General features: G+C 59.8%; 9 protein-coding genes and 1 rRNA gene. 7 read left to right on the forward strand and 3 right to left on the reverse strand.

Annotated elements, in window-relative coordinates; all coding sequences use genetic code 11:
- Window positions 1–3,976: beta strand repeat-containing protein (locus tag ABIE16_RS28580; RefSeq protein WP_429522454.1), on the forward strand; the 3,976-nt coding region annotated here is incomplete at its 5' end.
- Between the two features lie 146 nt (window positions 3,977–4,122).
- The gene (locus tag ABIE16_RS28585; RefSeq protein WP_090452373.1) at window positions 4,123–4,461 is read left to right on the forward strand and encodes a tryptophan synthase subunit beta; all 339 of its coding nucleotides are present in this window, start codon (window positions 4,123–4,125) and stop codon (window positions 4,459–4,461) included.
- A 44-nt stretch (window positions 4,462–4,505) separates the two neighbouring features.
- Here the strand turns inward: ABIE16_RS28585 and lapD are convergent, their stop codons facing one another.
- Window positions 4,506–6,452, reverse strand: coding sequence for a cyclic di-GMP receptor LapD (gene lapD, locus ABIE16_RS28590; protein ID WP_429522455.1), 1,947 nt, complete (start codon window positions 6,450–6,452; stop codon window positions 4,506–4,508).
- Between the two features lie 14 nt (window positions 6,453–6,466).
- Window positions 6,467–7,159, reverse strand: coding sequence for a cysteine protease LapG (gene lapG / locus ABIE16_RS28595; RefSeq protein ID WP_150815187.1), 693 nt, complete (start codon window positions 7,157–7,159; stop codon window positions 6,467–6,469).
- Between the two features lie 196 nt (window positions 7,160–7,355).
- Here lapG and ABIE16_RS28600 point away from each other — a divergent pair, with 196 nt between their 5' ends.
- The 5 genes from ABIE16_RS28600 to ABIE16_RS28620 all read left to right on the forward strand — a co-directional run bounded on the left by ABIE16_RS28600 (window position 7,356) and on the right by ABIE16_RS28620 (window position 14,418).
- Window positions 7,356–8,066 (forward strand): GntR family transcriptional regulator, encoded by a 711-nt coding sequence (locus tag ABIE16_RS28600; protein WP_429522456.1) that lies wholly within the window; start codon window positions 7,356–7,358, stop codon window positions 8,064–8,066.
- Between the two features lie 726 nt (window positions 8,067–8,792).
- A complete protein-coding gene (locus ABIE16_RS28605; RefSeq protein ID WP_090452366.1) occupies window positions 8,793–9,569 on the forward strand; it encodes a DUF3050 domain-containing protein in 777 nt (258 codons plus the stop codon).
- On the forward strand, window positions 9,566–10,495 hold the full coding sequence (locus tag ABIE16_RS28610; protein WP_429522457.1) for a diiron oxygenase: 930 nt from the start codon (window positions 9,566–9,568) through the stop codon (window positions 10,493–10,495). Before ABIE16_RS28605 ends, ABIE16_RS28610 begins: the two co-directional genes overlap by 4 nt.
- 13 nt (window positions 10,496–10,508) lie before the next feature.
- The gene (locus ABIE16_RS28615; RefSeq protein ID WP_429522458.1) at window positions 10,509–13,928 is read left to right on the forward strand and encodes an amino acid adenylation domain-containing protein; all 3,420 of its coding nucleotides are present in this window, start codon (window positions 10,509–10,511) and stop codon (window positions 13,926–13,928) included.
- A gap of 22 nt (window positions 13,929–13,950) precedes the next feature.
- Complete coding sequence (locus ABIE16_RS28620; RefSeq protein ID WP_429522459.1) at window positions 13,951–14,418, forward strand: SRPBCC family protein; 468 nt, start codon at window positions 13,951–13,953, stop codon at window positions 14,416–14,418.
- A gap of 105 nt (window positions 14,419–14,523) precedes the next feature.
- On the opposite strand, the gene rrf is transcribed toward ABIE16_RS28620, so the two are convergent.
- Window positions 14,524–14,616, reverse strand: a 5S ribosomal RNA gene (rrf, locus tag ABIE16_RS28625); the annotation flags it as partial.

The following is a 14,616-nucleotide window of genomic DNA, read 5'->3' on the forward strand; positions in this document are numbered from 1 at the left end:
GGTCACCGTGACGTTGGACAGCGGCAAGGTCATCACCATCGCCGAAGGCCAGAGCTCCGGCACCCTGCCGGTGACGGTCGGCAACGACGTCTACATCGGCGCGCCAACCGTTAGCGAATCCATCAAGACCGCCAGCGGCGGCAACCTTGAAGCCATCGGCACGGATAAGACTCCCGCGTCGACCAGCGTCAGTGACTTCCAGGACACCACCACTGTCAGCATCAGCGGCAGCACCTCGGTAACCGAAGGCCAGACCGCCAGTTACACCGTCAGCCTGACTCACCCGGCCCAGACCGAAGTGACGCTGAATATCGTCTACAGCGGTACCGCCGCCGACGGTTCTGACTTCACCGGTGTGTACACCGTGAAGATCCCGGCGGGTGTCAGCAGCGTGCCGTTCGACATTTCGACCATCGATGGCAAGATCACCGAAGGCACCGAAAACTTCGTGGTCAAGATCGACTCGGCCACCGGCGGCAACTTCGAGAACCTGGCGATCAGCGCGTCCAACGGCAGCGTCAGCACTTCGATTATCGACAACGATGCACCACCAGTACTGGACCTCGACGCCAACAACTCCAGTGGCGCCACCGGGGCCGACTACAAGGTGACGTTCACCGAAAACACTGCCGGCCCTGGCGTGTCGATCGGCGATACCGACCTGAGCATCGCCGACCCGGACAGCACCTTGCTGACCGGCGCGACCATCGTGCTGACCAATCGTCAGGACGGCGATGCGCTGAACCTGGGCAACAGCGTCAACGGCATCACCATCAATGCCAACAGCACCAATGGCACCGTCACGCTGACCTTGTCGGGTAGCGCAACGCTGGCCGACTACATGCAGCAGATCAAGAACATCACCTTCACCAACAACAGTGAAGATCCGAGCACAGTGCCGCGCATCATCACCGTGACGGTGACCGATGGCAGCAACTACTCAAACACCGCGACCACCACGGTCAACGTGGTGGCGGTCAATGACGCACCGGTCGCAGCACCGGTCAACGTCACCGGCACCGAAGACACGCCACTGATCCTCGGCTGGTCGACCTTCGGCGTCAGCGACGTCGACAGTCCGGCCACCAGCCAGGGCGTGAAAATCACCCAGCTGCCGGGCGAGGGTAAACTGCAGTACCTGGACGGCTCGACCTGGAAAGATGTCGCCGCCGACCAGACCTTCAGCAAAGCCGACATCGACGCTGGCAAACTGCGCTTCATGCCGGATGCCAACGAATCGGGCGTAGACGGATACGGCGGTACCAACCTGGGCAACAACCAGACCGACTACGCACAGATCAAGTTCCAGCCAACCGACGGCCAGGCGCTGGGCAACACCGGCACGATCAAGATCGACATCACCCCAGTGGCGGATACCCCGACCCTGAGCGTTGCCGACAACAGCGTGAGGTCCACCGGGCTGATCAAGGAAGTCTGGACCGGTCTGTCGGGCCTGGGCACCAGCGGCAACGGCGCGGACTCGACCACGCTGAAAAACGTGATCGACGCCGCTGGCACACCGAACTCCAAAGGCACCGTGACCAACGTGCAGTCCGACGGTAGCGTGACCGCCGGTACGGCGTCGAAAACCTCCGGCCTGATCTACCTCGAAGCCGGCAAGACCTATACCTTCAGCGGTGTTGGCGATGACAGCCTGCTGGTGACTATCGGAGGCAAGAACGTGGCTGCGATCACGTGGGGCGCGGGCGGCAACCTCAATGGTTCGTACACCCCGACCACCAGCGGCTACTACACCCTGGACATCTACCACCACAACCAGAGCGGCCCGGGCAGCTATGACGTCAACCTGTCGGTCAATGGCAGCACGCCGATCGACCTGAGCAGTGCCGGCGTACCGATTTACACTAGCGTGTCAGATCTGGTGAATGCCGGCGTGACCGTGTCCGACTTGCACGGCTCCAATGGCGAAGGCTACTACGACGGTTACAAACTCAACACCGGCGCCGAAGGCACCAGTGTGAAATTGTCCGCCATCACCACCGCGCTGACCGACACCGACGGCTCGGAAAGCCTGAGCCTGAAGATCAGCGGCATGCCGGTCGGCTCGATGCTCACCGACGGCGCGGGACATACCTTCACGGTCACCGCGACCAATGGCGAGGCCAACGTGACGGGCTGGAGCCTCGGCTCTCTGACTGTCACTCCACCACCGTACTACAACGGCCAGTTCAACCTGACCGTGACCTCGACCTCCACCGAGGCCCTGGGTGGTTCGGCCAGCAGCACTTCGCAGATTCCCGTGACTGTGTACCCGGCAGTCTACAACGCCGTCACCGCCACGGCGGCCGATGACACCATCACCGGCACCGACGGCAATGACATCATCGTCGCCGACATCGGCGGCCTGACCGTGGTGCCGGGCACCAACTACAACATCGCGTTCATGGTCGACAGCTCCGGCAGTATGAGTTCCTCGTCGATCAACTCGGCCAAGGACCAGCTGACGTCGGTGTTCAACACCCTCAAGCAAAGCCTGGGCAGCAACTCGGGTACGGTGAACATCTTCCTGGTGGACTTCGACACCCAGGTCAACAAGTCGGTATCGGTGAACCTCAAAGACCCGAATGCGCTGACTCAGTTGAAGGCGACTCTGGACTCGATGTCATCCGGCGGCGGCACCAACTACGAGGACGTGTTCAAAACCACGGCCAACTGGTTCCAGAGTGCGGACGCCGTGGCCAACATCGGGGCGAAAAACCTCACGTATTTCATTACTGACGGCAAGCCGACTTACTACCAGAGCGGCGAGTCGACCAACCCGACCCTGTATGGCAGCACAACACTCGATAGCCTGATCACCACCAGCAACTATCAGCTGGGCACAGCGATCAGCCTGTTCCCCGACAGCACGCACCAGATCGACATTACCGCCTCGGGCTATGTGACGGTCTGGACCAAGAGCAGCAACGGCAACAATGGCAATGGCAATGGCAACGGCAACGGCAACGGCAACGGAAACGGAAGTAGCTGGTCATCCAAGGACTTCGGCTATCTGCATGCCCAGGGTGACGGTACCTACGAGTTCTCGGGTCGTGACGGCGACGGCAACAGCACCGACGGGGACACCACCAGCAACTCCACCGGCAGCTTTACGTTGCTGAGCAACCTGTCGAATGTCGAGGCGATTGGCCTCAACAGCGGAGTGAGCCTCAACGACCTGAAGCCGTACGACTCGAATCAATCGCCACAAACCAACATTGATCCGAAGGACCTGGCCAACTCGATCATCGGCCACACTGAAGCGACGATGCCGGGTCACGATACCGTCAGCGGTGGCGACGGCAACGACCTTCTGTTCGGCGATCTGGTGAGCTTCAACGGCATTGCCGGCGAGGGTTACCAGGCAATGCAAGCCTTCGTGGCGCAGCAATCCGGTGTGGACGTCAGCAACGTCACCACCAGCAATGTGCACCAGTACATCACCGAGCATTACAACGCGTTCGATGTGTCCGGTGCCCATGACGGCAACGACACCCTGCTGGGCGGGGCGGGCAATGACATCCTGTTCGGTTTGGGCGGTAACGACACCCTCGACGGAGGCAAGGGCAATGACATCCTGCTCGGCGGCACCGGCAACGACACGCTGATGGGCGGACAGGGCAACGACATCCTGATCGGTGGTTCCGGTGGCGACACCTTCGTCTGGAAAGCGGGCGACACCGGCAGCGACGTGATCAAGGACTTCAAGGCCAGCGAAGGCGACCGCATCGACCTGCGCGATCTGCTGCAGGGCGAAACCGGCAGCACCATCGACAACTTCCTGAAGATCTCCACGGTCGATGGCGTGTCGTCGCTGCAAGTCAGCACAACCGGCCAGTTCAACTCGGGCAATGCGGCCGCCGCCACACCGGACGTGACGATCAAACTGGAAGGCAACAACTGGTCCAGCGCCAACCTGCACAACCTGATTGCCGGTAGCGACCCGACCATCAAGATCGATCACAACAACAGCTGATGCGTGATGACGGCCGCTCCCTATGGGGCGGCCGTCACGTTTGCATCCACTGCCCGGTGACGATTTCGTCGCTGCGCCACATACTGGTATGCAGTTGACCTATGCTGCTGACAGCATGACGCTGGTTCAATTCTGAGGGATGCTCAATGTTTTACGTGCAACGCGATGCGCAGGGCCTGTTGGTACGCGTGGAACCCGCCGCCTACGCTGAGGCCACGGAAACGCTGGCGGCCGACAATCATGAGATCCAGGCCTGGTTTGCCAACGCGGCTGTGGAAAACAGCCTCAAACAGCTCAAGCAAAGTGACCTGGAAATGATCCGGGTACTCGACGACTTGATTCAGGTGCTGACCCAGAAAGGCGTGATCCGCGTCACCGACCTGCCGACGGCAGCCCAGGCCAAGCTCATGGACCGGAACCAGGCCCGTGAAGCCTTGGGTGGCTTGAGCCAATTGATCGATGATGAGGAGACTGGGCTGATCTGACGGGCCCCGCGATTATTCCCACGCACGGCGTGGGAACGATCACATCAGGCCCAGGGTTTTGGCTCGCCGAACAACTGGCCCTGTACACCGTATAACCCCATCTCGCGAATCACCGACAACTCCCCTTCTGTCTCGACCCGCTCGGCAATCAGGGGCAAGTCAATGCTGTGCGCCGCTCGCTGGATCGCCTCGATGAACAGGCGTTTGTCACTCTCTAGATCAATCGACCGAATGTAGCTGCCATCGATTTTCAGGTACGCCAGACCCAACCGGGCCAGGTTGCCGATCATGCTGAAGCGGCCACCGAAACGTTGCAGGCTCAGGGAGAACCCCAGTTCGCGCAGGCGCCGGGTCAGTTGCTCCAGCACTGCCTGATCAGGCAGTTGCTCTTCGCCAATTTCCAGGGTCAGACGCGGGCCGAGGTTGGAATGCGAGCGCAGTATCTCGAAGATTTTGTTTTGCGCCTGCGGATCGGCCAGGGTAGCCGACGACAGGTTCAGCGCCAGCGATTCCTCATGCCCGCTCATTTGCTCCAATACCCGCTCGAGCATCAGCCGATCCAGACGTGCAGTCCAGCCGAAGCGCTCCAGCCAAGGCAGAAAACGCCCGGCGGGGATGGTCTGGCCGTGTTCGTCGAGCAGTCGCGACAACACTTTGTAATGCAGCACCAGTTGCGTGTCCTGGGCGGCCACGACCGGTTGGAAATACAGCTCGAAACGTTGCTGTGTCAGCGCCTGGTCGAGCATGAGGTGCCAGGCGTGGTGATCGTCGCCGACACTGGCCGCAAGGCTGTGCTCGATACAGGCCCAGTTTTGTTCGCCTTGGCCTTCGGCCTGCGCCAGTGCCTGATCGCCGAGGCTGAGCACGGCCTGCGGCGAGTCGCCGTGAGCAAAAGGCGCCAGGCCGATAGAGGCTACGGCAGCCACATCGGTGGCGCCGGTAGCGTGAAGACTGGCCAAGGCGCTGTCGAGGTTTTGTGCCAGTTGCAGCGCTTCTTCGCGCACCAGCCCCGGCGCCAGCACGGCAAATTCGCCACCGCGGATACGCGTGACCAAGTTCTGGGTTTCCGGGTATTTGGCGCACTCGCGAGACAGTTGTTCACCGACGGCCTTGAGCACGTCATCGGTGCGCTGGCCACCGAGACGCTGGTTGAGACCGGCCAGATCCTTGACCCGCAATAGCAGCAGGTAACCGGAACTGGCCTGCTCCGGGTTGCTCACCCGCGCATTCAGTTGCATCTCGAAATAACGCCGGTTGGCCAACCCGGTCAACGAGTCCTGATAGGACTCGACCCGCAATTTTTCACTGCGCTCCGCCTGCTCCTGAAACAGCGCCTTGAGCTTCTCGACCATCTGGTTCATGGCCTGCACTACCCGGCGAAGTTCGGGAGTGCGCGGCAGTTCTGGCAGGCTGAGGAATTCCCGCCGGGCGATAGCGTGGGATTGCTTGACCATGTAATCCAGCGGTCTCAATTGCTGACGCAGCAACAATGCGCCCAGTACCGCACTGACCGCGCCACATAGCAGCAACCAGCCCAGGCTGCCCAAAGCGCTTTGCCATAGCTTGGCCAGCGCGAACATCGGGTGGCTGACCACCTCGACCCGGGCAGCCTGCTCCCAGCCACGGCTGACGATCGCATCACCACCGGCGGGCTCCAGGCCGATCAGTTTGACGAACCAGTCCGGAACATTGTTGACCGCCGGAATGCCCATGCGCTCGACCAGGGTCTGATTGGTCTTCACATCGACCACGCGGATGCTCGCGTAGTAACCGCTGTCGAAAATCGAGCTGACCAGCAACTCGACCATCGCCGGGTCGTCGATGTTCGGTGTCAGGGACAGCGCCAGCGCCGTCGCGGCGTCCTGGGCATGGGAGCGCAACTGGTTGACGTACTGAGTACGCGAGCTCTCCAGACTGACCATGAAACTGCCGGTGAAGGCGACCACCAGGAACAGACAGATAGCAATCAACAGCTGTTTGAACAAAGACATCTGAGCACGTGCTCCTAGTTAGTCGTCTCGACCGGGAATCCTTCGGCCTGCATTTTTTTCAACACATCCTGCCAACGCGAAAGGCGTTTGGTATCGCCAACCTTTTTATTGCCCTTGGCACCCGGTAACCACATCCCTTCCGCGTTGAAAGAGTAGACCGGCAGCAAATCCTTTCGCTGGCTGGCCGGCTTGATTGCATCAATCAGGCTGTCGAGCACCAGGGGCTCGGCCTCCGGACTCGAGTAGTAGGTCAGCACCATGTGCGCACGGTTCTGGGTCAGTGCCTTGACATAGGTGATACGCAGCTTTTCACTGGCTACACCGAGGTGTCGCAGGCTGAAGTACTTGGCAATAGCGTAGTCTTCACAGTCGCCGGCGCCTTTCCAGAGGGCTTCGATCGGGGTTTCCCAGTAGTCGACTTCATGCCACAGATCCATGTCTTCGACGTATCGCAGCTGTTTGTTGAAGAAGCGATTGACCACATTGAGTTGCTCCAGCTCGCCGAGCTGCTTCTGGCTGGTCAACAAGTATTGCCAATCATTAATGCGCTGCTGACCTTCTCCCAAAGGTCCGTACAATGCCTGCGCTCGCCGGCTGATCAGGGAAAAATCCCAATCGGCGCTCAAGCTGCCCAGCATCACGCCAGTCAGCAGCAATGCGCTGCACAGCCAGCGTAAAACCCGGGGGATCGTTAAACTTGCCACCAATGCGAGGCATCCTGGATAGGCAGGAGGGAGTCGTTCGAATGGTGAAGGTTAGCCCGGAAAAAGACAATGGCACGGTGAGATCACTGGCGGCGCGCTAAACTGGAAGAAAGGCACTCCAGAGCTTGTTTGACAAGCAGTCAGCCAGTCACTAGTGTCATTTGGATCCAAAAATATTCCATCAATCAGGGTGCGTTTAGTGACACAAAAGCCCAACCCTCTCAGCAGTATCAAGGTCAACGGGCCGATTCCTGCACACATGGCACGCTCGGTGATCGAAGAAACCCTGCGCGCGGCCATACTCGACGGGCGCATTCCTTGCGGTGCGGCCTTGCGCCAGCAAGACCTCGCCGACCTGTTCGGCGTCAGCCGCATGCCTGTACGCGAAGCCTTGCGCCAACTCGAAGCACAATCGTTGCTCAATGTGGTTGCCCATAAGGGCGCCGTGGTCGCGCCGCTGGTACAGGGCGATGCCGTGGAAACCTACGCGCTGCGCATCCTGCTGGAATCCGAAGCCCTGCGTCTCTCGGTACCACTGCTCCAGGACGAAGATCTCGAACAGGCTGCCCGCTACATCGATGCACTGGAAACGGAAAGCGACTACACCGAAATCGGTCGGCTCAATCGCCTGTTCCACATGGCGCTTTACACCCGGGCGCCGAATCGCCGTCTGTTGAAACTGGTCGAAGACGGCCTGAACGAAGAAGAACGGTTCCTGCGCTTCAACCTGGAAGCCATGGGCCTTGGCAAACTCTCCCAGGATGACCACAAGGCACTGTTGCAGGCAGCCAAAGCCCGGGACGTCGAACACTCCGTGCAGCTGCTCGAGCATCACCTGAACCGAGGGGTCGAGGTCATTACGCGCTACCTCAACAGCCCTGAAGTCCAAGCCAGGAACAGGTCGAAGTAGCCCGCGGCGGCAAGCCCGGGGAATGTAACGAAGGGTTTTCCTCGCTTGCCGCGCATTCCCCCCCCAAATGCTCCGCGAATGATTTGATTACAAATCCCCCGCCCCCATACCACACCGCCCTTGCGGCGCCATACCGCGCCCCAACGCCCCGCCGCCTTAAAACCCGACCATTGCAACGTTTGCGTGATGCCTCAGTAATGGCGGCCACCTCGATTTACGCCCACTCTGGATAACCAGGACAAAAAACGGGTGACGCTCCGTGCGAATGGAGCAGTCTCTGCCCCCAGAAGCGAAGGAAGGAGCCTCATCACGGGACCGGAAGGATCGGTATCACTCGCGATCCAATTCCCCCCCCTCAGACACCCACAACGACGCCCGTAAAAAGTTACTTCGAGTGAGGCATTCACTCTTTGTTTAATTCTGACTTACATAAGCCGGAAGGAGTAACTACGCCAAAATAAAGCCAATATAAAAAGTTTTATTGGAACTTGTCATCTTCGAAAAAGTTGAATATTTAAATAATAACAAAACAACTTGATCAAGACTTTATATGTGTATTAGTTTTTCTTCGCCGCCAGCCACAAACGGCAGTAACGCCTCAGCTACTCGGCATCAATAGCACTGAAAAAGATCAATACGTTTGAGGTACCCGTTCGCCAGGAGAAAACTTACAGCGAACTTCAGTGCTTGATTACTTCTCACCCCGGATCATTTACAGGCTCATCCATGAAACCAACTAAAGAACGTCTGCTTCAAAAAAAATCAGAACTTAGCGAGCACCCGATCTTCTCTGAAATACATTCGCTGCCGGTCCTGCGACGCTTCATGGAAACCCACGTGTTTGCCGTATGGGACTTCATGTCGCTGACCAAGCGCCTGCAACAGGAATTGACCTGCGTGCGACTGCCCTGGCTGCCACCGCAGGATCCCCAGGCCGCGCGGTTGATCAACGAGATCGTACTGGGTGAGGAGTCGGATGATCGTCCGGCCCGGGGTCATTACAGCCACTTCGAGTTGTACCTGGATGCAATGCGCGAGGTCGGCGCCTGTACCGTTGCCATCGAACGCTTCGTGGCTCTGCAGCAAGAGGGTGCGAGCTACGACGTGGCCTTGCAGAGCATCAAGGTCGATCCGGCGGCCGCGGATTTCGTTCGCCATACGCTACACACCGCACTGCATGCACCGGGTCACAGTGTAGCGGCGGCGTTTCTGCACGGTCGCGAGAGCGTTATCCCGCAGATGTTCCAGCGCATCCTCGACGATTGGGGCATCGGCATCGAACAGGCGCCGACCTTCCGTTACTACCTCGAACGGCACATTGAGGTCGATTCCGAGGACCACGGCCCGGCAGCGGAAAAGCTCCTGTCGCGACTCGTCGATAGCGACCCGCAACGGCAGGAAGACGTGTACGCGAGCGCCATCGCAGCCGTGGAAAGTCGTATCGCCCTGTGGGACGGGTTGCGCCTGAGCATGAACGTATCCGTCACGGAGGTGAGCGCATGAACGCTGCAGACTACCAATCCTTCGCTGATGCCTGGGAGAGCCGCGCGACCATCCGCACCCGCCCGCGTCGCGTGCTGGAAAACGACGACAAACTGATCTACCCGTTGAGCCGCCAACCGCTGGTGCTGAGCGAAACCTTTGTGCGCCAATGCCCGGAACAGCGCGACTTCGCCCTGGTGCAGACCCTCTACAGGTTCATCAACGATGTGGTGATCTTCGAAACCGAGATCGTCGACAAAACCGCCCGCAGCATCGCCAAGAATCGCTTCGCGGTCGAGTTCCCGTTCGCCTGCCGCTACGACGCCATGACTGTCGTGGTGGACGAGGATTATCACGCACTGGTGGCGATGGATTTCATGCAACAGACCATCGCGTTGACCGGCATCACCCCCATTGAATTGCCGGATGAAATCGAACTGAGCCGAGCAATACCGGCGGCCGTGGCACTCGCACCGGAGCACCTGCGTAGCGCTGTAGAACTGATCTGCGTGGCCATCGCCGAAAACACGGTGACCGGTGATGTCGCCGCGTTTGCCAAGGACGACACGGTCAAACAATCGATCAAGGGCCTGATGGCCGATCACTTGCTGGACGAGGGGCGTCACTCCGGTTTTTGGGCACGGCTGGTACGCATCTACTGGCATGCCGCAAGTGCAGACGACCGCCAGTGCATCGCCCAGATCTTGCCGGTGTTCATTGCTCATTACCTGACCAACGACATCCAGAAATCCTTCGACTTCTGCCTGATCGACGCACTGCAGATCAACGACTCGGCGCGCCACGCCCTCAGGAACGAAGTATCGGCACTGGCCTTCCCGATAAGTCGCCATCACCCGCTGGTGGCCAACATTGTGCGGTTTTTCCACAGCAGTTCGTTGCTCGATTCGCCGTGCGTACAAACCGCCCTCAGCGACTACCTGGTTTGACGAGGAGCCCATCATGAGACGTCTCGACATCTTGCTCATCGGACAAAGCCAGGCACTGACCGAGCTGGCATTGGAACTCGAACAACACGGTCACTCACTGACGCGGGTATCCGCACGCGACGAAATGCCGGGGCCGGTGGGGCTGGTGGATCTGCTGATCGACGATGGCACGTCGCTTCAGTTCACTGCTCAGGCGCCACGGCTGACATTGCAATTGGGGCTCGGCTTGCCGCAGGCGTCCGGCCTGCCTTCGCTGGACCTGTTGTGCAGCCATGGCTCAACGCTGCTGACCCGTGTACCCATCGCCGATGAGCCGTCGGGTAACGGCCAGGCGTTGCGTAGGCAGGCCATGACAGCACTGGTTGACCACGTGGCGCTGCTGGTCAGCCGCTACTCGCGCGATGTCGACTATTTTCGGTTCGCCGAACCCGCCGAACCTGTTCGCTTCGAGCGCATCGAGAGTTTGCGGTTCCTTGACAGCCTCGCGTTCGTGCATCGCCTCAATGCCACCGCCGACCCACGACTGCAGCAGCTTGCGCAAACGCCGATGATCGAAAGGCTGGAGCAACAGTGCATCCAGAATGCTGACCGTCCGGCCTTGAGCATCGATGGCACCACCCTCGACTATCGCCAGTTGCACGCCCACAGCCGCGCCATCCAGCAACGCCTTCGACCGCTGCTTGATCAGCATCAAGGCCCGATAGTCGTCGGGATCTGCCTGCCCAAATGCAGCGCGTTGTATGCGGGAATCCTGGCGATCCTGGGCAGCGGCGCGGTGTACTTGCCGCTGGAGCCGAGCCATCCGTTGCAACGTCAGCAGTACATCCTGTCGAATGCCGGCGCGGTGTTGTTGCTGCATGACGGCGAGCATCCCCTGGCGAACGAGATGCCAGGGCTGGACATCAGCAGCATCGACGCCCATGCAGCAGATCTCTCTCAACCGTTGATGCGCCAACGCCCCGACCTCGATACGCCATGCATGGCCCTCTACACCTCGGGCACCACCGGCCATCCGAAGGGCGTGCTGCTCAGCCAGGCCAACCTCGCGCACTTCACCCACTGGTACGCCGACTATGTTCAGCTGACCAGCCAGAGCCGGGTGTTGCAGTTTTCTTCGTTGAGTTTCGACTCATCGCTGATCGACATCTTCCCGACCCTGCTGCAAGGCGCCGAGCTGATCGTGCCCGACGAGGACCAACGTCGCGATCCGCTGCAACTGGTGGAGCTGATTCGTCATCGGCAGCTGAGCCACGCCTTTTTACCGCCCGCCTTGTTGAGCATCCTGCCGCTGGAGCAGTTGCAATGTCTGGACCGTGTGATGACCGGCGGCGATGTCTGCGAACCGTGGGTCATCGAGCAGCTGAGCCGTCAGGGCAAGCTCTACAACCTCTACGGGCCCACCGAGGCCACGGTGCTGATTACCGCGCGCAAACTCCAGCCAGGCGACCACAACCGCTCGCTGGGCGCTCCAATCGCCAACAGCCAGGTGTTGATTCTCGATGACGATTTTCAACCGGTGGCCGAACAGACCGTCGGCGAGTTGTACATTGCCGGCCCGGGCGTGTGCCTGGGATACCTGAACAACCCGCAGCAAACCGCTGAGCGTTATCTGGAACTGAACTTGCCTGATGGCCGGACCCTGCGCGCCTATCGCACCGGGGACATGGCGAAGTGGACGGCTGAAGGGATCGAGCTGTGCGGTCGGCGTGATAATCAGGTGAAGATTCGCGGCTTCCGGGTCGAGCCGGAAGAGATTGAGCGCTGCCTGCGCGACAGCCAGTTGTACCGCCAGGTTACCGTGATCATCGATAGCCAGCGGCGGATTCTGGCTTTCCTTGCCCAGCCCCGAGAGGACCTTCCCGGCAGCGCTCGCCAGGCGTTGAGGGCCCACGCGACACAGCACCTGCCGGACTACATGCGCCCTGTTGCATGGACCGAGCTGGCAAGCATGCCTTACGCCAGCAATGGCAAGGTCGACCGCAAGGCGTTGCTGGATCTGCCGGTGAGCGTCACCGAGAACCCTTCAAGGCGCCTGCCCGTCAACGCCGATGAGGCCCTGCTGCTGGAAATCTGGGCGCAGTTACTGGAGCTGCCGGCGAGCGACATTTCCACCGACGAAAGCTTCTTCAATCTGGGCGGGCACTCGATCCTCCTGTCGCGCATGCTCCTGCGACTGCGCGAGGAGTTCGGGCGCAGCATCTCGATCAACCGCTTCATCGAAATGCCCACCCTCGAGAAACTGGCGACACTGGTACGCGGCTTCGGCAGCGAAGAAGTGCTGAGCGAACAGGCCATGCGTGATGCCTTCCGCGAACTGGATATTCAGCCAATGCCCGTCAGCCGCATGGGCGATGTGCACAAGGTGATCGTCACCGGTGCCAACAGTTTTGTCGGTGTACACATCATTGAGGCATTGCTGGCCTGGGGCGCCAGTGAAGTCGCCTGTCTGGTTCGCGACGGCAACGGGCAATCGGCGAACGAGCGCTTTGCCCAAGCGTTACGGGAGAACCGTCTGGAGCATCTGGATATGAGCCGGGTGCGGGTTTACACGGCAGACGTCACACGGCCGGAACTCGGTTTGGCGCCCGAGGTTTACCAGCGGCTGGATCAGGAGTTTGGCGCTCTGGTGCACAACGCGGCCAACGTCAATCACGTCCTCGATTACGAGTCGCTCGCCCGGGACAACGTCGAGCCGATTTTCGAATGTTTGCGCCTGTGCGAAGGACGCAGCAAAAAAATCTTCAACTTCGTCTCGACGCTCTCGGCTTCCAGCACGATATCCGCCGATGGCCGAGTGCTCGAGTTGCCGGCCGCACTCACACCACCGATCTACATCAAGAACGGCTACAACCTGTCCAAATGGGTCGGCGAGCGAATCCTCGAAAGGGCACGGGAGCTTGGTGTGCGGGTCAATCTCTACCGTCCCGGCAACATCAGCTTCAACAGCCTCACGGGCGTGTGTCAGCCGCACAAGAATCGCCTGATGCTGATGCTCAAGGGCTCGATCCAGCTTGGCCAAGTACCGGAGTTCACCTTGAATTTCGACTTGATGCCGGTGGACTTTCTCGCCCGATTCATCGCCTTCCACGCCAGTCGTTATCAACCGGAACAAGCGGTATTCAACCTGCACAACCCCGAGCCCTTGAGCTGGGACAACTACGTGGCGTCCTTCCGCGAGGCAGGCCGCGAATTCACGATGGTCAGCGTCGCCGACTGGCAGCAGCAACTGGGTCGGGTCGACAGCGACAACGCGTTGTTCGGCGTGCTGGGGTTCTACCTCAACGGCTTCGAGGAGGACATCGGCGATATCTCGATGATCGGCCACGACAACGCCCAGGCCGGTGTTCGGCTAATGGGCGCGCACTACCCGCAAAAGTCCCCGGCGCTGCTGCGTCGCGGCTGCGATTACCTCAAAGAAATCAATTTCATCTGACGCAACCAAACGGAGCAAAACCATGAGTATTCTGCAACCCGACACCCTGATCAAAAACCCTCAAGGCTGCCACGTGGTGTCCTCGGTGGACGTGCCCGCCGATGCCACTCGGGTATGGGCCGTAGTCGGTAACTTTGCCGGCTTCGATCGCTTCATCCCGGCACTGTCGCATATAGAGATGACCGGCGAAGGCGTGTCATCGCTACGCAAAAAGTTTTTCAAGGACGGCAACCTGGTGGTCGAGCAGCTCAACTCCCGGGACGACCAGGCACGGCACATGACCTGGACCACTATCTACAACACCCTGGGTGTGACCAATCTGTGGGCCGCGATGAGCGTTGAACCACTGGATGCGGACAAGTCCAGAGCCACCTGGACCATCATCGCCGAACCGGCGCAGGGCTCCGCCGAGGCACTGCCGGGCTTCAAGGACTTCGTACAGGGTTTTGCCGATGATGCGATGAACAATGTGCTGAAGCTGTTTGCGTAAGACGTGAAAAAGCCCGTTGTGGAGAGGCTCCACAACGGGCTTTTCAGTACCCCTGAAACGACAAAACCCCTGTCTGCGTTAGCAGACAGGGGTTTCGGAATTCAATCTTGACGATGACCTACTCTCACATGGGGAAACCCCACACTACCATCGGCGATGCATCGTTTCACTGCTGAGTTCGGGATGGGATCAGGTGGT

The sequence above is a fragment of the Pseudomonas sp. 2725 genome (assembly GCF_050434585.1).
Classification (GTDB): domain Bacteria; phylum Pseudomonadota; class Gammaproteobacteria; order Pseudomonadales; family Pseudomonadaceae; genus Aquipseudomonas; species Aquipseudomonas jessenii.